Annotated in this window: 20 protein-coding genes; 11 read left to right on the top strand and 9 right to left on the bottom strand. The window is 72.4% G+C overall.

What is annotated here, in order from left to right; genetic code table 11:
- On the bottom strand, positions 1-869 hold an 869-nt coding region (locus tag AB8A24_RS10755), incomplete at its 3' end, for a BTAD domain-containing putative transcriptional regulator (RefSeq protein WP_369475411.1).
- A gap of 174 nt (positions 870-1,043) precedes the next feature.
- Here AB8A24_RS10755 and AB8A24_RS10750 point away from each other — a divergent pair.
- From AB8A24_RS10750 to AB8A24_RS10740, 3 genes are all read left to right on the top strand, one after another.
- Complete coding sequence (locus AB8A24_RS10750) at positions 1,044-2,645, top strand: tryptophan halogenase family protein (protein WP_266388157.1); 1,602 nt, start codon at positions 1,044-1,046, stop codon at positions 2,643-2,645.
- 84 nt (positions 2,646-2,729) lie between these two features.
- Positions 2,730-3,362 (top strand): flavin reductase family protein, encoded by a 633-nt coding sequence (locus AB8A24_RS10745; protein WP_328964495.1) that lies wholly within the window; start codon positions 2,730-2,732, stop codon positions 3,360-3,362.
- Positions 3,349-4,629: a cation:proton antiporter gene (locus AB8A24_RS10740; RefSeq protein WP_328964494.1), complete on the top strand. Its 1,281-nt coding sequence runs from the start codon at positions 3,349-3,351 to the stop codon at positions 4,627-4,629. Before AB8A24_RS10745 ends, AB8A24_RS10740 begins: the two co-directional genes overlap by 14 nt.
- Positions 4,630-4,682: 53 nt before the next feature.
- Here the strand turns inward: AB8A24_RS10740 and AB8A24_RS10735 are convergent, their stop codons facing one another.
- From AB8A24_RS10735 to AB8A24_RS10725, 3 genes are all read right to left on the bottom strand, one after another.
- Positions 4,683-5,108 carry a universal stress protein gene (locus tag AB8A24_RS10735; RefSeq protein ID WP_266388163.1) on the bottom strand — a complete coding sequence of 142 codons (426 nt, stop codon included), beginning with the start codon at positions 5,106-5,108 and terminating at the stop codon, positions 4,683-4,685.
- Between the two features lie 8 nt (positions 5,109-5,116).
- Entirely contained in the window at positions 5,117-6,646 is a 1,530-nt protein-coding gene (locus AB8A24_RS10730; RefSeq protein ID WP_328964493.1) for an APC family permease, read from the bottom strand.
- Between the two features lie 63 nt (positions 6,647-6,709).
- Entirely contained in the window at positions 6,710-7,303 is a 594-nt protein-coding gene (locus tag AB8A24_RS10725; protein ID WP_328964492.1) for a histidine phosphatase family protein, read from the bottom strand.
- 70 nt (positions 7,304-7,373) lie between these two features.
- On the opposite strand from AB8A24_RS10725, the gene AB8A24_RS10720 reads away from it, so the two are divergent.
- Genes AB8A24_RS10720 through AB8A24_RS10710 form a run of 3 tightly spaced genes read left to right on the top strand, consistent with a single transcriptional unit; the run spans position 7,374 to position 9,363 of the window.
- The gene (locus AB8A24_RS10720; RefSeq protein ID WP_328964491.1) at positions 7,374-8,135 is read left to right on the top strand and encodes a YoaK family protein; all 762 of its coding nucleotides are present in this window, start codon (positions 7,374-7,376) and stop codon (positions 8,133-8,135) included.
- Between the two features lie 25 nt (positions 8,136-8,160).
- Positions 8,161-8,640: an Lrp/AsnC family transcriptional regulator gene (locus AB8A24_RS10715; protein ID WP_033214198.1), complete on the top strand. Its 480-nt coding sequence runs from the start codon at positions 8,161-8,163 to the stop codon at positions 8,638-8,640.
- Between the two features lie 45 nt (positions 8,641-8,685).
- A complete protein-coding gene (locus AB8A24_RS10710; protein ID WP_328964490.1) occupies positions 8,686-9,363 on the top strand; it encodes an HAD family phosphatase in 678 nt (225 codons plus the stop codon).
- 50 nt (positions 9,364-9,413) lie between these two features.
- Here the strand turns inward: AB8A24_RS10710 and AB8A24_RS10705 are convergent, their stop codons facing one another.
- Complete coding sequence (locus AB8A24_RS10705; protein ID WP_369475410.1) at positions 9,414-9,842, bottom strand: MarR family winged helix-turn-helix transcriptional regulator; 429 nt, start codon at positions 9,840-9,842, stop codon at positions 9,414-9,416.
- Complete coding sequence (locus AB8A24_RS10700) at positions 9,842-10,258, bottom strand: SRPBCC family protein (RefSeq protein ID WP_369475409.1); 417 nt, start codon at positions 10,256-10,258, stop codon at positions 9,842-9,844. The genes AB8A24_RS10705 and AB8A24_RS10700 overlap by 1 nt, the downstream gene beginning before the upstream one ends.
- A 140-nt stretch (positions 10,259-10,398) precedes the next feature.
- On the opposite strand from AB8A24_RS10700, the gene AB8A24_RS10695 reads away from it, so the two are divergent.
- The 3 genes from AB8A24_RS10695 (at position 10,399) to AB8A24_RS10685 (ending at position 13,450) form a co-directional block, all read left to right on the top strand.
- Positions 10,399-11,784 (top strand): cytochrome P450, encoded by a 1,386-nt coding sequence (locus AB8A24_RS10695; protein ID WP_369475408.1) that lies wholly within the window; start codon positions 10,399-10,401, stop codon positions 11,782-11,784.
- Between the two features lie 84 nt (positions 11,785-11,868).
- Positions 11,869-12,960 (top strand): FAD-dependent oxidoreductase, encoded by a 1,092-nt coding sequence (locus AB8A24_RS10690; RefSeq protein WP_369475412.1) that lies wholly within the window; start codon positions 11,869-11,871, stop codon positions 12,958-12,960.
- 85 nt (positions 12,961-13,045) lie between these two features.
- The gene (locus tag AB8A24_RS10685) at positions 13,046-13,450 is read left to right on the top strand and encodes a nuclear transport factor 2 family protein (RefSeq protein WP_328964486.1); all 405 of its coding nucleotides are present in this window, start codon (positions 13,046-13,048) and stop codon (positions 13,448-13,450) included.
- On the opposite strand, the gene AB8A24_RS10680 is transcribed toward AB8A24_RS10685, so the two are convergent.
- The 3 genes from AB8A24_RS10680 to AB8A24_RS10670 form a co-directional block, all read right to left on the bottom strand.
- The gene (locus AB8A24_RS10680) at positions 13,435-13,581 is read right to left on the bottom strand and encodes a hypothetical protein (RefSeq protein ID WP_369475407.1); all 147 of its coding nucleotides are present in this window, start codon (positions 13,579-13,581) and stop codon (positions 13,435-13,437) included. The two genes, AB8A24_RS10685 and AB8A24_RS10680, sit on opposite strands and share 16 nt — an antisense overlap.
- A 42-nt stretch (positions 13,582-13,623) precedes the next feature.
- The gene (gene mltG / locus AB8A24_RS10675; protein ID WP_328964484.1) at positions 13,624-14,487 is read right to left on the bottom strand and encodes an endolytic transglycosylase MltG; all 864 of its coding nucleotides are present in this window, start codon (positions 14,485-14,487) and stop codon (positions 13,624-13,626) included.
- Positions 14,488-14,550: 63 nt separating this feature from the next.
- Positions 14,551-16,413: an ABC transporter ATP-binding protein gene (locus AB8A24_RS10670; protein WP_369475406.1), complete on the bottom strand. Its 1,863-nt coding sequence runs from the start codon at positions 16,411-16,413 to the stop codon at positions 14,551-14,553.
- Between the two features lie 142 nt (positions 16,414-16,555).
- On the opposite strand from AB8A24_RS10670, the gene AB8A24_RS10665 reads away from it, so the two are divergent.
- Both AB8A24_RS10665 and AB8A24_RS10660 read left to right on the top strand, forming a co-directional pair.
- Positions 16,556-17,008, top strand: a complete 453-nt coding sequence (locus AB8A24_RS10665; RefSeq protein ID WP_030713410.1) for a MarR family winged helix-turn-helix transcriptional regulator — start codon at positions 16,556-16,558, stop codon at positions 17,006-17,008.
- A 40-nt stretch (positions 17,009-17,048) separates the two neighbouring features.
- On the top strand, positions 17,049-19,985 hold the full coding sequence (locus tag AB8A24_RS10660) for an FAD-binding and (Fe-S)-binding domain-containing protein (protein WP_369475405.1): 2,937 nt from the start codon (positions 17,049-17,051) through the stop codon (positions 19,983-19,985).
- Positions 19,986-20,129 lie beyond the last annotated feature (144 nt).

The raw sequence follows: 20,129 nt of genomic DNA, 5'->3' as shown, positions 1-20,129 counted from the left end.
GGCCGCAGCGCGCGGACGGTGGCGGGCGGGGCGCCGGTGACGGCGGAGACGGGAGCGGCGGCAGCGGCGGCAGCGGCGCGCGCGGCGGCCGGGATCAGGGTGCCCAGCAGCCGCTGGGTCTCGTGGCCGGGTGTCACGGCCAGCTCGTCGCGCATCCGGCGGGCGCACAGCTCGTACCAGCGCCGGACGCAGGCGAGTTCACCGCGCCGGCCGTGCGCGGCCATCAGCGCGCGGTAGGTCTCCTCGTGGTGGCGGTCGATCTCCAAGGTGCGCTTGCAGACCTCGATGAGCTCCACGAAGTCCTCGCGGGCCTCGGCGTCGGCGCGCAGCGCTCCCAGGGCCCGCAGCGCGAGCGCCCTGAGGTACTCGCGCTGTTCGACGACCCAGTCGGCGCCCTCGCCGCGCAGGAACTCGCCGCCGTAGAGGCCGATCGCCGCCCGCAGCCGGGTGCGGGCGAGCGGGGCGTCACCGGCCGCGGCGGCGCGCAGGCCGGTGTGCACCAGTTCCTGGAAACGGTCCAGGTCGCACCAGAGGCCGTTGATGTGCAGGACGTACCCGAAGTCCCGGTAGACCAGCCGGATCCCGGACTCGCCGGGGCGGTCGGGGTGGGCGTCGAGCACCCGGCGCAAGGCGTGGGCGGCGACCTTCAAGGAGCTGCCCGCGGCGGAGTCGGCGTCGGGCCACAGGGAGGCGTAGAGCCGGTCGCGGGTGAGCATCTGGCCGCGGTGGACCGCGAGGTACTGGAACAGGCCACGGGCCTTGCCGGCCCGCCAGCGCTGGACGGGGGCGCCGTTGACGGTCAGCTCGAAGTCGCCCAGGAAGCGGACCCGTACCGCCGGCCCCGCTGTTTCGGTCGCTGCGGTGGTCATCGCGTCCTCCCGGTGGTTTTCAGCCTGCCGCTCTGCCTGCGAGGAGTGTGTCCGGGGGTTCTACAAGGGCCCTACAACGGCCGGATCCGAGCTGTGTAGAGCGGTGATAGGGCGTTTTTCGACACTGATGAGCACGACCACCCGAACCGCCGAATCCGAAATGAGGGCTGTTTCATGACCAGCAGCGACACCCGGCTTCAGAAGGTCGTCATCCTGGGCGGCGGCACGGCCGGCTGGATGACGGCCGCATACCTCGGAAAGGCGTTGCAGGGAACGGTCGACATCACCGTGCTCGAAGCGCCGACGATCCCGCGCATCGGTGTCGGCGAGGCCACCGTGCCCAACCTGCAGCGTTCCTTCTTCGACTACCTGGGCATCGCCGAGGACGAGTGGATGCGGGAGTGCAACGCGAGCTTCAAGATGGCCGTGCGCTTCGTCAACTGGCGGACCGACGGGCAGGGCGAGTCGACGGCCCGTGAGCTGCCGGGCGGCGGTCCGGACCACTTCTACCACCCGTTCGGGCTGCTCCCCGACTACGACCAGACCCCCCTGTCGCACTACTGGTTCAAGCGCAAGTACGAGGGCCGCACCACCGAGCCGTTCGACTACGCCTGCTTCCGCGAGCCCCCGGTGATGGACGCGATGAAGGCGCCGCGCTGGCTCGACGGCCGGCCGGCGACCCGGTACGCCTGGCACTTCGACGCCCAGCTGGTGGCCGACTTCCTGCGCCGGTTCAGCACCGAGAAGCAGGGCGTGAACCACGTACAGGACGAGATGGTGCGGGTCGAGCAGGACGAGCGCGGCTACGTGACCACCCTGCACACCAAGGGCGGACTGGCCCTGGACGCCGATCTGTTCGTGGACTGCTCGGGCTTCCGCGGCCTGTTGATCAACCAGGCGATGGAGGAGCCCTTCATCGACATGAGCGACCACCTGCTGTGCGACAGCGCGGTGGCGACGGCCGTCCCGCACGACGACGAGGCGAACGGCGTGGAGCCGTACACGTCCGCGATCGCCATGTCCTCCGGCTGGGCGTGGAAGATCCCCATGCTGGGGCGCTTCGGCACCGGTTACGTGTATTCCAGCAAGTTCACCGACCAGGACACCGCCACCCGCGAGTTCGCGGACATGTGGGGCCTGGACGTGGAGGAGACGAAGTTCAACCACATCCGCTTCCGCGTCGGCCGCAACCGCCGCGCTTGGGTGAAGAATGTCGTCAGCATCGGCCTGTCGTCCTGCTTCCTGGAGCCGCTGGAGTCGACCGGCATCTACTTCATCACGGCCGCGATCTACCAACTGGCCAAGCACTTCCCGGACAAGACCTTCAACGACGGTCTGATCAACAGCTTCAACCACGAGATCGAGGTGATGTTCGACGACACCCGCGACTTCATCCAGGCGCACTTCTTCTACGCGCCGCGCAACGACACGCCGTTCTGGCAGGCCAACAAGAAGCTGACCCTCCCCGACAACATCCAGCAGAAGATCTCCGCCTACAAGGCCGGCCTGCCCATCAACTCGCCGATCACCGACGAGTCGACGTACTACGGCAACTTCGAGGCCGAGTTCCGTAACTTCTGGACCAACGGCAGCTACTACTGCATCTTCGCGGGGCTCGGCCTGGAGCCGGACGCCCCGCTGCCCTCCCTGGCCCACCGGCCGGACTCGGTGGCCGGCGCCGAGCCCCTCTTCGACACGGTCAAGCGCCAACAGCAGAACCTGCTGGAGACGCTCCCCAGCGCCTACGACTACCTGCGCCAGTTGCACGGCGCGTAAGGCCCACCGCTCCCACGGCCCGGCAGTACGGCTCTCCCGCCGGCTGCCGGGCCGCAGTTGCTTCAGCCACCTCAGGAGTCAGACATGCCCCACCGCTCCGTGCCCCACCCCGCCGCACCGGACGAGTCGGCCGGGGACCGGCCGACGGACCTCCGTCCCTTCATGGCCGCCTTCCCCACCGGGGTGTCCGTCGTCACCACACTGGACTCCGATTCCGTGCCGCACGGCCTGACCTGCACCTCCCTCGCGAGCGTCGCGCTCGAACCGGCGACGCTCCTGGTGTGCATACGGGCGGCGAGCCCCACCCTCGCGGTGCTGCTCGCCGAGGGCCACTTCGCCCTCAACCTGCTGCACGAGCGGGCCCGCGGCACCTCGGACCTGTTCGCCTCCGGGGCGCCCGACCGCTTCGACCGCGTCGAGTGGCGGCTGCCGTTGGGGGCGGGCGGACCGCACCTGACGGCGGACGCGCACGCCGTCGCGGACTGTGCCGTGGTGAGAACCGTCGGCTTCGGGGACCACACGGCCGTCTTCGCCGAGGCCCGCCGGGTGACCGTACGGGACGACCGGGAACCGCTGCTCTACGGGCTGCGCCGGTACGCCCCCTGGTCCGCGGCGGCCGCGGCCCCACAGCCGGCCGCTCGGTCGGCCGCGCGCCACGAACTGCCCGCCGCACTGCGGCCCGCCGCGCCCGAGGGAGGCACCCGTGTCGTCCGCTGACCCGCTGCCCGCCCTGCTCGTCGCCGTGCCGGTGGTGATCCTTGCCTGCCAGGCGGGAGCGGCCGTCTGCCGCCGCTTCGGCCAACCCCCGGTGGTGGGCGAGATCGCCACCGGCATCCTGCTGGGCCCCTCGCTGCTGGGCTGGATCTGGCCACAGGCCCAGCACGCGCTCTTCCCGCCGTCCGTGCTGCCGTACACCTCGGTGCTCGGGCAGCTCGGGCTGCTCGCCTTCATGTTCCTGGTCGGGCTGGAGCTGGACCTGAAGAGCCTGCGCGGGCACACCAGGGTCGCGGTGGCCGTGAGCCAGGCGGGCATGCTGCTGCCACTGGCCCTCGGCGCGCTCCTCGCGATCGCGATGTACGGCCAGTTCGCCCCCGACGGGGTGGGCCGGATGCCGTTCACCCTGTTCATGGCCGTGGCCATGAGCATCACCGCGTTCCCGGTGCTCGCCCGGATCCTCATCGACCGGGGCCTGTACGGGACTCCGCTCGGAGCGCTCGCCATGGCCTGCGCGGCCGTGGACGACGTCGTCGCGTGGTGCCTGCTGGCCCTGGTGGTGGCCCTCGCCACCGCCGGGTCCCCGATGGAGGCGGCCACCACCGCCGGACTCGCCGTGGCCTTCACCCTGGTGATGCTGTACGCGGTACGGCCGCTGCTGGCCCGCTGGTCGGCCCGCGCCGACCGGGCCGGTGACGCGGCGGTCCTGGTGGCGCTGTTCAGCGGGCTGAGCCTGTCCGCGCTGGCCACCGACCTGATCGGCGTGCACGCACTGTTCGGGGCGTTCCTGTTCGGGGTGGTCACCCCGCGCACCGGGCAGCGCATCGAGGCATCGGCGGCCCGGCTGCGCGCGTTCACGGTGCCCGTGCTGCTGCCGCTGTTCTTCGTGCACACAGGGCTGCGTACGGACATCGGTGGCCTGACGGCCGCTCCCGAGCTGTGGCTCTGGACGGCCGCGATCCTCCTGGTCGCCTTCCTCGGCAAGTGGGGCGGCGCGGCGGGCGCGGCGCGCGCCTGCGGAAGACCTTGGCGGGAGGCCCTGTCGATCGGCGCCCTGATGAACTGCCGGGGATTGACCGAGCTGGTGGTGCTCAACGTCGGTCTGGAACTCGGCGTCATCGGGCCGCAGCTGTTCACCATGTTGGTGCTGATGGCCCTGGTGACGACGGCGATCACCAGCCCGGCCCTGACCCGGCTGCGCGCCGGGAGGGAGGTGAGCCGACGGGCCCCGGTGCAGGCCGAGCCCGAGAACGCCCTCTCCGGGCCCTGACGGGCGGACCGGAACCGGAGGGTGTCCGCCCGCCCCAGCCGCACCCCGGCTGTTCAGGCACCCTCCGGCCCGGTCGGTACGCACAGCACCGGGATCGGCGACAGGTGCAGCAGCTTGTGCGGGGTGGAGCCGAGCAGCGCGCCGCGCATCGGGCTGTCGCCCCAGCTGCCGACGATGATGACGCGGGCCCGGTGGCGCTCGGCGGCGTCCAGCAGGGCCTGCGCGGGCTTCTCGTCGGCCACCTCGACCGTGGAGGGCACCCCGGCGGCGTCGGCCTGCTCGACGGCGTGCGCCAGCGCGCTGCGGCCCGCCTGGCGGACGGCTTCCCGGTGGGCGCGGGACTCCTCGCCGGTGGGGCCCGGGGCGGCCGCGCCGTAGACGAGGACGAGGGGCTCGCCGAAGGCGGTGGCCACCTCCAGCGCCACCTGCAGGGCCCGCTCCGCGCCCGGTGACTCGTCGTATCCAAGGACCACGGACATCGGGGCTCCTAAGAGGACTGGTGCTTCCCGGCGTGGACGAGTTCCGGGTCGACGACGCCGCGCCGCTCCTGCCAGAACCTGCCGTCCCTGACCCGCCAGAAGCACATGACGGCCACGCCCACGAGCGCGATCCCGATGCCGATGACCAGCGGGGGGCCGAGGCCGAACCAGGAGACCCCGCCGGCGGAGTTCTCCGGGTCGGACATGTCGCCGATCGACTCCACCAGCAGCCAGGCCAGCAGGCCGGCGCCGATCACCGGGCCGAGTCCGATGAGCAGGAAGTTGTGCACGTTCTCGAGGAGGTGGCGGCGGTAGTAGATGGCGCAGGCCAGGCCGGTGAGCGCGTAGTAGAACGCGATGAGCAGGGAGAGCGCGGTGAGCGAGTCCAGCAGCGCGTTCTCGCTGATCTGGTTGACGACGAGGTACCAGCCGATGGCGATGCCGGCCACCCACCACGTGCTCACGTCCGGGGTGCGGAACCTGGGGTGGATGTGCGCGAGCCGGTGCGGCAGCGCGTGCCGGCGGGCCATGGACAGGGCGGTGCGGGAGGCGGGGATGATCGTGGTCTGGGTGGAGGCGAGGGCCGAGGTGCAGACGGCGAGGAGCACCACCCAGTCCCAACCGCCCATGACCTCGTGGGCGAGGACCGCGAAGATGGCCTCCTCCTCGCCCGCGTTCTCGGCGAGGTAGACGGTGCCCGCGTACGCGACGACCGCGAAGCCCACGGACAGGTAGGTGACCAGGAGGATCACGGTCGACCAGATGCCCGCCCTGCCGGGCGCGGTGGCGGAGTTCTCCACCTCCTCGGTGAGGTTGACCGCGGACTCCCAGCCCCAGTACATGAACACGCCGAGCAGCAGCCCGCCGGTGAGGGCGGCGCCGCCCGCGCCGAAGGGGTTGAGCCAACTGAGGGACGGCTCGATCGAGTCCAGGGTGCTGGTGTCGGCGTAGACGCGGTAGATGGCGACCACGGCGAAGGTCAGCAGGAAGAAGACCTGGGCGAGGATCAGGACGTCCTGCAGGTGGGCGGAGAGCTCGGTGCCGATGACGCAGATGAGGGTCATGGCGAGGATCACCGCGACGGTGAGGCCCTGCCGGATCCAGGCGTTGGCGGCCCAGCTGTCGAGTCCGACGGCGAGCAGCCCGAAGTTCACGGCGACGTCCGCGAGGGAGCCGATGACGAGGACGCCGGTCATGGCGATGGCCCAGCCGCCGAGCCAACCTGCCCACGGGCCCATGGCGCGGGTGACCCAGGAGAAGGTCGTCCCGCAGTCCTGGTCGACCTTGTTGAGGTAGTAGAAGGCGGCGGCGATGAGCAGCATCGGGACGAAGGAGGCCAGCATCACGCCGGGCGCGTAGATGCCGGCCAGCGCCACGATCGGGCCGAGGACGGCGGCCAGGGAATAGGCGGGCGAGGTGGAGTTCAGGCCGATGACGAGTGCGTCGAGGAACCCGATCGCGTTGGCCTTGAGCCTCGCGTCCAGGCCCTCCGGTCCGGCACCCGCACTGCCGTCGTCCGTGTACGAGTCGTGACCCATGTACGAATGGTCACGCACACGGCAGCGCCGCGCGAGGCGAGGCGACCGCGGTCGGCGCCGCCGTCAGAGGCGGGTGTTCCAACCCGCGATCACCGGGAGGTCGTGCTCCGTGGAGAGCACGCTGACCGTGCCGGTGCGCAGCAGGAACAGCCGGCCGTGTTCGGGCTCCAGGCGCAGGTAGCGGGCGGTGAGGACGCGCAGGAAGTGGCCGTGCGCGACGAGCACCACGTCGCCGCCGTCCGCGCGGAGCACGGGGGCGACGCGGGCCAGGGCGCGGTCGGCGCGGGCGCCCACCTGGGCGGCGCTCTCACCCGGGTGCTCGGCGTCACCGGGCGGGACGCCGTGGGTCCACAGGGACCAGTCCGGGGTGTTCTTGCGGATCTCCGCAGTGGTGATCCCCTCGTAGCCGCCGTAGTCCCATTCGTACAGGTCGGGGTCGGCCTCGCCGCCGGTGAGCCCGGCGAGTTCGGCGGTGGCGACGGCCCGGCGCAGCGGGCTGGTCAGCACCAGGGCGGGCTGCTGGTCCCGGAAGAAGGGGGCCAGCGAGATGGCTTCCTCGACCCCGCGCGCGGTCAACGGCAGGTCGGTGCGTCCCGTGTGCCGCCCGTTCGCGCTCCAGGCGGTCTCGCCGTGCCTCACCAGCAACAGGTCACTCATCCTTCGGACCCTATGCCTTCCGGCATGTCGGCGCCGGAGCACCCGGGCGGGCGTGTCACTGTCGGGCGTCATGGACGAGAACCGGGAGGCCGGACGGAGGACCGGTCCGCCGCTGCTCCCCCCGCACATGCCCGCGCTGATGGTCGTACTGACCGGGGTGACCGGGCTGGTGGAAGCGGTGAGCTTGCTGGCGCTCGGGCCGGCCTTCACCGCGATGCAGACGGGCAATGTGCTGTTCGTGGCCTTCGGGGCGGCCGGGGCGGGGCGACTGGAGACGCTCGCGCCCGGGGTCTCGTTGGCCGCGTTCGTCGTCGGGGTGGTGTGCGGGTCGCACCTGGAGTCCGTGACCGAGGTCCGTGGGAGGCGCTGGTTCGTCATCGGCCTCATCGCCGAGGCGGGGCTGATCCTGACCGCCGCGGGCTTCGGCTGGGGGCTGGCCGCGCAGTACGGATCCCCGGCCCTGCGGCATCTGGCGGCGATGGCGGTCCTGGCGCTGGCGATGGGGTTGCGCAACACCACGATCATGCGGGCGAACGTGCCCGGCGTTCCGACGACGCTGGTCACCCGGTCCATGACCGCCTTCCTGGGCGCTTCGGCCATGGGGCGGGAGAACACGTACGGGTTCGGGACGGCCGGCTGGCGGCTGCGCGGCCTCTCCGTCCTGGCCATGTTCGCCGGCGGGTTCCTCGGGGCGCTGCTGCTGCGGGCCGGTTGGACCGTGGGCTGGTTGCTGCTGCCGGCCGGCGCGACGGTGCTGGTCGTGGGCCTGCTCTACCGGAGCCAGCCCGGGCTGCACACCGACCAGGCACCTGGCCGGGAACCATCGGGGTGAACGGGGCCATTGGTACAGTCGGGGCGTGGCGGTGGACGAGCTCGACACCAGAATTCTGCGCCTGCTGATCGAGCAGCCGCGCACCAGTGTCCGTGAGTACGCCCGGATCCTCGGCGTGGCGCGCGGCACCTTGCAGGCGCGGCTGGACCGGCTGGAGCGCACCGGCGTGATCACCGGCACCGGTCCGGTGCTCTCCCCCGCCGCGCTGGGCCATCCGGTGCTGGCCTTCGTGCACATCGAGGTCACGCAGGGGCATCTGGACGACGTGGGGGACGCGCTGGCCGCCGTGCCCGAGATCATCGAAGCCTTCTCGATCACCGGCGGCGGGGACCTGCTGACCCGGGTGGCGGCCCGGGACAACGGGCACCTGGAGGACGTGATCCAGCGGCTGATCCAGCTCCCGGGCGTGGTCCGCACCCGTACGGAGGTGGCGCTGCGCGAGCGAGTGCCGCACCGTTTGCTGCCGCTGGTCGAATCCGTAGGCAGAAACGCCAGCAAAACCTGACAGGATTATCGAAACAGGACGCGACCTGCAGGACGGGTGTAACGGATGATTTCCGTCATATTCGATCTCGACGGCACCCTCGTGGACAGCGAGCCCAACTACTACGAGTCCGGGCGCCGCACGCTGGAGCGGCACGGGGTCCCCGATTTCACGTGGGAGCAGCACTCCCGCTTCATCGGCATCGGCACGCGGGAGACCCTGGAGATCCTGCGGGACCGGTACGGGATCCGGGCACCGGTCGAGCAGCTGCTCGCCGAGCAGAACGCCGCCTACCTGGAGCTGGCCCGCACCCGGACCGAGGTCTTCCCGCGGATGCGGGGGTTCGTCGAGCGGCTGCACGGCGAGGGCGTGGCGATGGCGGTGGCCTCCGGCTCCTCGCTGGAGGCGATCGACGCGGTGCTGTCGGGCACCGGACTGGACGCGCTGCTGACGACGACGGTCTCCGCCGAGGAGGTGGCGCGGGGCAAGCCCGCTCCGGACGTGTTCCTGGAGGCGGCCCGCCGGCTGGGCGCCGAGCCCGGCGACTGTGTGGTCGTCGAGGACGCGGCGCCCGGGGCGCGGGCCGCGCACGCCGCGGGCATGGCCTGCGTGGCGGTCCCGTACACCCCGGCCATCGCGGGGGACCCGGCCTTCGCCTCCGCCGGACTCCTCTTCCCGGGCGGGCAGCCGCAGTTCAGCGCGGAGGCGGCGTACGACTGGCTGTCCGCACGCCGGACCGCGTAGCCGACCGAGCGATACCCGACGTCACCCTTCGGCGGCCGCACGCCGGAACCTCAGTCCTCCGGACGGGCCAGGCGACCGAGCAGGGCCACCGCGTCGCCGAGGGGCACCGGCCGGAAGAACTCCGCGTCGACCCGCTCGACGGCGGCGATCGCCCGTGGGGCCAGTTCGGCTCCGGCGTCGGTCACGCGCAGCCGTTTGGCGCGGGTGTCGGCCGGGTCGACCTCACGCTCGACGAGCCCTTTGTGTTCCAGGGTGCGCAGGACCTGGGAGGTCATCTTGACGTCGGTGCCGGCCTGCCGGGCGACGGCCAGCTGGTTGGGGCGCTCGCCCTGACCGTTGAGCCACCAGGTGCAGGCGAGCAGCACGAACTGCACGTGGGTGAGGTCGAGCGGGGCCAGGGCCGCGGCGATGTCGCGCTGCCAGCGCAGGGTGGCGTGCCACAGCAGGAATCCGGGGCTCTCGCCGGGGCTGAGCGGCATCAGCGCAGCGCCAGCTCGGCCAGCGCGGCCATCGTGTCGGGCCAGTCGGCGGTGATGCCCGGGCCGATCTGCGCGCCGACCTCGTCGGCGCCGTCGCCGGTGATCTCCATCCGGTACACGACCCGGATCCGGTCCTGGCCGATCGGGTCGATCCGGTGGACGGTCCGCAGCAGCAGGCCGTCGAAGCGCGCCTCGTCGACGAACAGTTCACCTTCGACCACCTCGGCGATGCGCAGCGGGATCGGGTCCTCCCCCGGCGGGGTCATCGTGATCCGCGTACCGGCCGCGAAGGGGCCGTCGATCTCGATCTTCTGGATCTCGGCGTTCCAGGCGCCCCAGTTCTCCACGTCCGCCCAGAGCCGCCAGATCGCCTCGGGGGTGGCGTCGGTCTCGATGCTGCGCTCGTACTCCCACATGGGTGGTCTCCCTGATCGGATCGTCTGTCCACAGATTATCTACGCACAGACTATTCGTCAACGATGCCGCGCCCGACCGCGCCCGAGGAGACCCTGTCCGTTCTCTGGCGGCCTGTGGGGGCGGCTGTCACCATGCCCGCGTGACCGCGACCCTGACCCCGGGCACCCGGAGCGGCGGACCGCGCCGATGGCCGCTGCTCGGCAGCCTCCCCGCCTTCGCCCGCGACCCCCTGACCTTCTTCGAGTCCCTGCGCGACGGCTACGGGGACTGGGCGCCTTGGGCGCTCGGCCGCCGGCGCAACATCCTGGTCTCCCGGCCCGAGCACGCCGGGGAGCTGCTCGGAGCCGTCGAGTCCACCTTCCGGCCGACGGAACTGGGCTGGGCCTTCCGCCAGTTGCTGGGCAACGGGGTGGTCGTCGCCACCGGGGACGACTGGCGGCGCAAGCGCGCGCTGGTCCAGCCGGCCGTACGGCCGCGCCAGGTGCGCTCGTACGCCGCGACGATGGTCGAGTGCGCGGACGCCCTGGCGAGCGGCTGGCGCACGGGCCTACGGATCGACGTGCACCGGGAGATGGCCGGTCTCACCCAGCGGATCGCGGTGCGCACGCTGTTCGGGAGCGACGCCGCCGGCCGGGAGGCGCCCATCAGCGCGGCCATGGCCACGGCGCAGCGGGAACTGGGCGCGGAGTTCCGCGGGCTGACGCTGTTCCTGCCTCCTTGGGTGCGCACTCCCGGGCGGCGCCGGATGCGGGAGGCCGTGGCGGTGCTCGACCGGGAGATCGAGCACGTCATACGGGAGCACGAGGCGGCATCGAGCGCCGGTGCGGAACGGGACGACCTGCTGAGCCGGCTGCTCGCGGCCCGCGACGAAGCCGGCGGCCCGCTCTCCCGCAAGGAGTTGCGGGACGAGTCGATCACCCTCTACATCGGTGGCCACGAGACCACCTCGACCACCCTGACCTGGGCCTGGCAACTGCTGTCGGGGGCGCCGTCGGCACGGGCCCGGCTGACGGAGGAGCTCGACCGGGTGCTCGGCGGGCGGCTGCCGACCTACGACGACTACGCGCGGCTGCCCTGGACCCGGCAGGTGGTCAAGGAGGCCCTGCGGATCTATCCGCCGATCTGGCTGATCTCGGCGGTGGCCACGGAGGGGGCGACGCTCGGCGGGCGCGCGATACCGGCCGGGACCTCGGTGTGGACCAGCCCCTGGTCGATGCACCGCGACGCCCGGTGGTTCCCGGACCCGGAGGCCTTCCGCCCCGAGCGGTGGGACGCGGACGCCCCGCATCCGGTGCCCGAGCACGCCTGGTTCCCCTTCGGCGGCGGCCCGCGGGCCTGCCTGGGGGCGCGGTTCGCGCTGGTGGAGGCCGCGCTCGTACTGGCGGTGCTGGCGCAGCGGTTCCACCTGGACAGCGGGAGCACCCGGGCCGGGGTATTCCCCGGGCTCACCCTGCAGCCGACCGGGCCGGTCCTGGCGACCCTGCGCCCCGCCGGCACCGACCCCGACGACGGGGGCGCCCGCTGAGCATGTGAACGGTTCTCGCGACGGCCGGCGCCGTGACCCGGGAAGATCCGGCACCCGACCGAAGTTGGTAGAACCGTGAACAACATGCGGTGGGACGCGGATGTGCCGGTGGACGTGGACGTGGACGTGGTGGTCATCGGCGCCGGACAGGCGGGCCTGTCCGGCGCCTACCACCTCAGCCGGGCGGGGCTCGACCACGTGGTGCTCGACCACGCGCCCCGCCCGGGCGGAGCCTGGCAGTTCCGCCGGCCCTCGCTCACCTACGGCAAGGTCCACGGCATGCACGCCCTGCCCGGCATGGAGCTGACGGACGCCGATCCGCTACGGCCGTCCTCGCAGGTCATCGGGGAGTACTTCGCCGCCTACGAGGACCGCTTCGACCTGCGCGTACGCCGCCCCGTGGACGTGGCCGCCGTACGTGAGGGGGACGCGGGGCGGCTGCGCGTGGAAACCTCGGCCGGCATCTGGTCGGCCCGGGCCCTGATCAACGCCACCGGAACCTGGGACCGGCCGTTCTGGCCGCGCTACCCGGGCCAGGAGACCTTCCGCGGCCGCCAACTGCACACCGCGAACTATCCGGGGCCGCGGGAGTTCGCCGGGACGCGGGTGATCGTCGTCGGCGGTGGCACCTCGGCGGTGCAGCACCTGCTGGAAATCGCCGAGGTGGCGGCGGAGACCACCTGGGTGACCCGGCGACCCCCGGTCTTCCGCGACGGGAGCTTCGGCGAGGCCGAGGGCCGGGCCGCGGTGGCCCTGGTGGACGAGCGCGTGCGCCGAGGGCTGCCGCCGCAGAGCGTGGTCAGCGTGACGGGACTCCCGCTGAACGACGCCGTCCGGGCCGGGCTCGCCTCGGGCGTGCTCGACCGGCGGCCCGTCTTCGACCGGATCACCCCCACCGGTGTCGCCTGGGCGGACGGGAGTCACGTGGACGCGGACGTGATCCTGTGGGCCACCGGATTCCGGGCGGCCGTCGACCATCTCGCCCCGCTGCGCCTGCGCGAGCCGGGCGGCGGCATCCGGGTCGAGGGGACCCGTGCCGTGCGCGACGAGCGGATCCACCTGGTGGGCTACGGCCCGTCGGCGTCGACCATCGGCGCCAACCGCGCGGGCGGCGCCGCGGTCCGCGAGATCCGCCGGCTCCTGAGCCGCGAAGCGGCGGGGGCACGGGTGGGCTGATCCACCGGACCTCCCGGGCCGCGTCCTCGACATCACCGGTGCGCATCCGGCGACGGCATCGCCGGCCCGCGTAGGGTCGACGGGTATGACAGCCCCATCACCGGCGCAGACCGTACAACGCCTGTTCCCGCTGCTGGCCGAGGGGAAGAGCGCGCAGGCGGCGGCTCTGTTCGCCGACTCGGTGTCGTTCTCGATCCCGCACCCGCCGGGCCTTCCGTGGATTCCGGAGGTCGACTCGCCGGACGGCATGCGGACGTTCTTCGAGCTGCTGGGAACCCATGTGCGGACCAAGGAGTTCGAGCTCCGCCAGGTCATCGCCGAGGGCGACGACGTGGTGCTCCTCGGCCGCATGGTGTCCGAGGTCAGGAAGACGGGCCGGGACATCGACACCGCGTTCGCCCTGCACGCCACGGTCCGGGACGGGCGGATCACCCGCTATCACCTCTACGAGGACACCTACGCGGTGGCCAAGGCCTACTTCGGCGACTGAGCGTGCGCCTGCGGCAGCCGCACGGCACCGCGCCGCACCGAGAGCAGTTCGGCGAGTGGGTCGCGGTAGCGCTCCTCGCCGACGAGCGCAGCGAGGTCGTTCTGCTTCTGCCACCACAGGTACAGGTCCACGCCGGCCGGGGAACGTGGAGCCGCTGCCGGGGCCGGCGCCCCTCATTTCCCGGTGGGACCGGCCTGACCTGTGCGGGGGCCCGCACCCGCGCGGATCCGGTTGAACTCCGCGACGTGCTTCTTGTGTTCCTCGTAGGTCGCCGAGAATCGGGTGTCGCCCGGCTTGACGGTGACGAAGAACAACCAGTCGCCGGGGGTCGGGGCGACCGCGGCCGCCATCGCCGCCAGCCCGGGGCTGTCGATCGGCGTGGGCGGCAGTCCCTGGCGTTCGTAGCTGTTGAAGGGGCTGTCGATCCGGGTGTCGCTCAGCTTGGTGTCCACGGTGCTGCGGTTCAGCGCGTAGTTGATGGTGGAGTCCATCTGGAGCGGCATCGACTTCGCCAGCCGGTTGTGCACCACCCGTGCGACCTTGCCCATGTCGACGCGGCCCTCGGCCTCCGCCTCGATGATGCTGGCCAGGGTGGCCGTCTGGTACGGGGTCATCCCGTGGGCCTTGCCGCCGTCGGCGACGGCCCGGGTGGCGAGCTTCTCGTTCGCCGTCCGCACCATGTGCGTGAGGAGGGTGGCCGGGGTGGACTGCGAGGTCACCGGGTACGTCGCCGGGAAGAGGTAGCCCTCCGGATTGCCCTTGGCCTCCGCGGGCAGTGCCAGCCCGGCGGTGGCCACCGCCGCCTTCGTGGACCCCGGCGGGAGCTTCAGCTCGCGGTCGACCGCGGCGTACACCTGCTGGGCCCGCCAGCCCTCGGGGATCAGCAGCCGACGTGGCGTCTCCGGTACGTCGCCACCACGCAGCATCGGTATCAGGACCGCCGCACCGAGGGCGAGCAGCGTGCCGAGGAAGAGCGCCAGCCGGCCCCGGCGGGTCAGCCGGGAACGGCGCTGCGGCGGCCGGTACTCATGACGCATGCGGGAACGCTAACCCCCGATTCATCATATTTCCGACACCCGACCCGCGTGCCGGTCATACGGTCACACATTTACCGGAGCCAGCTGGACGCCCTCCGGCGGCTCGGGCGTCAGCGCGGCGTCCCGGTCCCGGCGGACCAGGGCCGCGTAGCGACCTTCGACCTTCAGCAGCTCCTCATGGGTGCCGCGTTCGGCGATGCGCCCGGCGTCCAGCACCACGATCTGGTCGGCGTCGCGGACGGTGGAGAGGCGGTGGGCGATGGTGATGGTGGTGCGTCCCGCGGAGAGGTTGTCGATGGCCCGCTGGACGGCGTGCTCGGTACGGGTGTCCAGGGCGCTGGTGGCCTCGTCGAGGATCAGCACCGGCGGATCCCGCAGGATGGTGCGGGCGATGGCCAGGCGCTGTTTCTCGCCTCCGGAGAAGCGGTAGCCGCGCTCGCCGACCAGGGTGTCGTACCCGTCGGGCAGGGAGGCGATGTGCTCGTGGATCTGGGCCGCGCGGGCCGCCTCGGTGATCTCCTCGTCGGTGGCGTCCGGCTTGGCGAAGCGCAGGTTGTCGGCGACCGAGGCATGGAAGAGGTAGGTCTCCTGGGAGACCACGCCGATCGAGCGGGCCAGCGAGTCGAAGTCGAGGTCGCGCACGTCCACCCCGTCGAGGGCGACCCGTCCGCCGGTGACGTCGTAGAGCCGGGGCACCAGGTAGCTGAGCGTGCTCTTGCCGGAGCCGGTCGGACCGACGACGGCGAGGGATCCGCCGGCCGGGACGGTGATGTCGATCCCCGAGAGGGTCGGACCGTTCTTGGCGTCGTAGGCGAAGTGCACGTCCTCCAGGGTGACCTCGCCCTTGGCCCGGTCCAGCCGCACCGGGTCCGCGCGCTCGGTGATGTCGACCGGCAGGTCGAGGTACTCGAAGATGCGGGCGAACAGCGCGAGGGAGGTCTGTATCTGCACGCCGGTCGACAGCAGGCTCACGGCGGGCCGGAACAGGCCCTGCTGGAGCGTGACGAAGGCGACGAGGGTGCCGACGGAGAGCGAGGGGGCGCCCGTCTGGAGGGCTATGCCGGCCGCCCAGTAGATGAGCGCGGGCATCGCGGCCATGACGATGCCGATCGTGGACATCCGCCAGCGCCCGGCCATGCTGGAGCGCACCTCGAGGTCGACGAGCTTCTCCGACTCCGCGGAGAAGGCGGCGGTGAGGGACTCGGAGCGGCCCATGGTGCGGCCGAGCAGGATGCCGCTCACCGAGAGCGACTCGGTGACCGTCGCGGCCATGGCGGCCATCTGCTTCTGCCGCTGCGTCGTGATCCTCTTGCGCTCGTGTCCGACCCGCCGGCTGATCCACACGAAGACGGGCAGCAGGAGCAGCGAGACCACGGTGAGCCGCCAGTCGAGCGCGAGCATGGCGACCACCGTGGCGATGACGGCCGTCAGGTTCGAGACGAGCGAGGTCGCGGTGGAGGTGACGGTGGCCTGCATGCCGCCGATGTCGTTCGCGATGCGGGACTGCACCTCCCCGGTGCGCGTCCGCGTGAAGAAGGCCAGCGGCATCCGCTGGAGCTGCGCGTAGACGGCGGTGCGCAGGTCGTGCATGACGCGCTGGCCGACGGTGGTGGAGATGAAGGTCTGGAGCACGCCGAAGACGCTGGTGACGACGGCGGTCAGGATCATGCCGAGCGCGAGCAGGCTGAGCAGCCCCGTGCGGCCCTGCGGGATCGCGACGTCGAGTATCTCGCGGAGCATGAACGGCGAGGCGACGCCGACCAGCGAGGAGGCGCCGACCAGCAGGCCGACGACGGCGAGCCGGCCGCGGTAGGGCCGGAAGAGCCCCACGATGCGGCGCAGCTCACGCGGCTCCTCCGCCGGGGCGGGCCGGGCGGGGTCGATGGGCTCTTTCGATGGGATCCACTTCGGTTCGTCGTGTGGCATGGGCACCCTCTCGGGGGTCGGAAGTCGACGGTCGGGTCGGTCGGGTCTACGCGAAGGTCCCCTTCGGCGAGGTCGGGACCATTGGAGCATAGGTCATTGTTACCTATGCTCACAATGAACCGCATCCTGATATTGTTCCCGCATGAGCTCCGCCTCCGACAGCGATCGCCTCCTCGCCGAACAGCTCCTGCGCCTGACGCGCAGGCTGCACCGGATCCAGAAGCGCCACATGGTGCCGCTCGGGATCACTCCCGCCCAGAGTCGTTTGCTGCGCCTCGTCTCGCACTACGAGGGCGAGCAGGCACCCCGTATGGCGGATCTCGCCGCCCGCCTGGAAGTCGTCCCGCGCGCGGTGACCACCCTCGTGGACGGCCTGGAGGCGGCCGAGTGCGTACGGCGCGCGCCCGACCCCGCGAACCGCCGCGTCATCCGGATCGAGCTCACCGACACCGGCCGCGCCACGCTGCGCAGGCTGCGCAACGCGCGAACCGACGCGGCGGAGGAGATCCTGGCTCCGTTGACCGCCGACCAGCGCGAAGTGCTCGGCGGGCTGCTGAACGCCCTGTCGGACGCCCCGGCGGAGCACACCTGCTGAGTAGGCCACCCGGGGGCCTCCACGACGCGAGGGGTCGCAGATGCCGCTGCTGGAACCGAAGCCGGGGGCCCTGCGCCCCCGCGGCATCCGCGGCCCCGCGCCCGACCGGCTTCCCGGTCACCGGTCCGGCGGCACGCCCGAGCCGCTGCGCACCGAGCTGACCGAGCTGCTCGGCCCCGAGAAGGTGCTGTGGAAGGTCTCCGACCTGGTCCGCTACGCCTCCGACGCCTCCCCGTACCGCTTCGTCCCCCAGGTCGTGGTGATCGCCGAGGACATCGACGACGTCTCCGCGGTGCTCTCGTACGCCCACGGCCGGCAGCGCGAGGTCGTCTTCCGGGCCGCCGGGACCTCGCTCAACGGCCAGGCCCAGGGCGAGGACATCCTGGTCGACGTACGCCGCCACTGGGCCGGGATCGAGGTGCTGGAGGAGGGCTGGCGGGCCCGGATCCGGCCCGGCACCACCGTGGCCCGGGCCAACGCGGCCCTCGCCCGGCACGGCCGGATCCTCGGCCCCGACCCGGCCAGCGCCGTCGCCTGCACCCTGGGCGGGGTCGTCGCCAACAACGCCTCCGGCATGACGGCGGGCACCACCCGCAACTCCTACCGCACGCTCTCCTCCCTCACCTTCGTCCTGCCCGGCGGCACCGTCGTGGACACCGCCGACCCGCCGGCCGACGAGGAACTGTCACGCGCCGAACCGGCCCTGTGCCACGGGCTGATGGAGATCAAGCGGGAGATCGAGGCCGATCCCGCGCTGGTCGCCCGGATCCGCGCCAAGTACGAGATCAAGAACACCACCGGCTACCGCCTCGACGCCTACCTGGACGGCACCACCCCCGTCGAGATCCTGCGCGGGCTCATGGTCGGCTCGGAGGGCACCCTCGGCTTCATCTCCGAGGTCGTCTTCGACACGCTCCCGCTGGACCGCGAGGTCTGCTCGGCCCTGCTGTTCTTCCCCTCGCTGCCCGCGGCGGCCGCGGCCGTGCCCCTCTTCACCGAAGCGGGCGCCGTCGCCGTCGAGCTGATGGACGGCAACACCCTGCGCGCCTCCGTCAGCGTCGCCGGGGTGCCCGCCGACTGGGCGGACCTGCCCCGCGCGACCACGGCCCTGCTCGTGGAGTTCCGGGCCGCGGACCGGGCCGGCCGGGACGCCTGCGCGGACCGGGCGGCCCGGGTCCTGGACGGGCTCGACCTGGTCGCTCCGGTGGCCTCGATCACCAACACCTTCACCGGCGACCCGAGGACGGTCGGCGGTTATTGGCAGGCCCGCAAGGCCTTCGTCGCCGCCGTCGGGGGCGCCCGCGCCCGGGGCACCACCTTGATCACCGAGGACTTCGCGGTGCCGCCTGCCCGCCTGGCCGAAGCCTGCGAGGCGCTCCTCGCGCTCCAGGCGGAGCACGGCTTCGACGCGGCCGTCGCCGGTCACGCGGCCCACGGCAACCTGCACTTCATGCTCGCCTTCGACGCCTCCGACCCCGCCGACGTCGAGCGGTACGGCGCCTTCATGGAGGCCTTCTGCCGGATCACCGTGGAGCGGTTCGACGGCTCCCTGAAGGCGGAGCACTCCACGGGCCGCAACATGGCCCCCTTCCTGGAGCTGGAATGGGGCCCCGCGGCCGCGGCCCTGATGTGGCGCACCAAACGGCTCGTCGACCCGGACGGGGTGCTCGCGCCGCGTGTCCTTCTCGACCGCGACCCCCGAGCCCATCTGCGCGGGCTGAAGACCATCCCGCAGGTGGAGGCGGTGGCCGACCCGTGCATCGAGTGCGGCTTCTGCGAACCGGTCTGCCCCAGCCAGGACCTGACGACCACTCCGCGCCAGCGGATCGTGCTGCGCCGCGAGATGATGCGCCAGCAGCCCGGCTCCCCCGTGCTGGACGGGCTGCTCGCCGCCTACGGCTACGACGCGGTGGACACCTGCGCGAGCGACTCCACCTGCAAGCTCGCCTGCCCGGTCGGCATCGACACCGGGGCGCTGATGAAGGACTTCCGCCGCCTCCGGCACAGCCCGCGCGAGGAGGCGGGCGCCGCGCTGGCCGCCCGGCGGTTCGGGGCCGCCGAGTCCGCCGCCCGGCTGGCGGTGGCGGCCGCCGACCGGATCCCCTCCCGGGTCGGGGACCCCCTGCTGGCCGCGGTCACCGGGGCCGCGCGCAAGGCCGTACGCCCGGACCTGGTCCCGCGGTGGCTCGCGGAGCTACCCGGCGCAGCGGCGCGGCGACTGCCCACGACCCGGCGGGTGGGCGCCGCGGCCGTGTACTACCCGGCCTGCGTCAACCGGATCTTCGGCGGCCCGGAGGGCCGGCCCGGCCCCTCGCTGCCCCAGGCCGTGGTCGCCGTGTCGGAGCGGGCCGGCCGGCCCGTCTGGATCCCCGGCGACGTCGGTGGCACCTGCTGCGCGACGATCTGGCACTCCAAGGGCTACGAGGCCGGCACCCGGGTGATGGCCAACCGGATCGTCGAGGCGGCCTGGGGCTGGACGGCCGGCGGGCTGCTGCCGCTGGTCGTCGACGCCTCCTCCTGCACCCTGGGCATCGCGCGCGAGGTGGTCCCGTACCTGACGCCGGAGAACCGGGCCCTGCACGCGGAGCTGCGGGTCCTCGACTCGATCGTGTGGGCCGCCGATGAGCTGCTGCCGCGGCTGGAGATCCGTCGCACGGTGGGATCCGCCGTGCTCCACCCCACCTGTTCGATGCGGCACCTGGGCGACGAGGACCGGCTGCGGGCGGTCGCCGAGGCGTGTGCCGAGGAGGTGGTGGTCCCCGACGACGCGGGCTGCTGCGCCTTCGCGGGCGACCGCGGCATGCTGCATCCGGAGCTGACGGCCTCGGCGACGGCGCGCGAGGCGGCGGAGGTGACCGCGCGGGCCTTCGACGCGCATCTGTCGGCGAACCGGATGTGCGAGGTGGGCATGGACCGGGCGACGGGGCGGAGTTACCGTTCCGCCCTGCTCGAACTGGAGCGCGCCACCCGCCCCTGAGCGCCGGGGCGCGCGACCCCCTTGACCAGGCGCCTCGTCGCCACCCGACGCCGTAAACCTGCTGGCCGCGGCGGGCGTCCCGCGGAAAATCGATTGCCCGGCACCGGTCCGGAAGGCGAACCTTGCACGGTTTGGACCACTCGA

It is taken from the genome of Streptomyces sp. BF23-19, from assembly GCF_041106355.1.
Classification (GTDB): domain Bacteria; phylum Actinomycetota; class Actinomycetes; order Streptomycetales; family Streptomycetaceae; genus Streptomyces; species Streptomyces virginiae_A.
The sequence above is the reverse complement of the archived record's forward strand: the minus strand, read 5'-3'. Positions and strand labels throughout refer to the sequence as shown.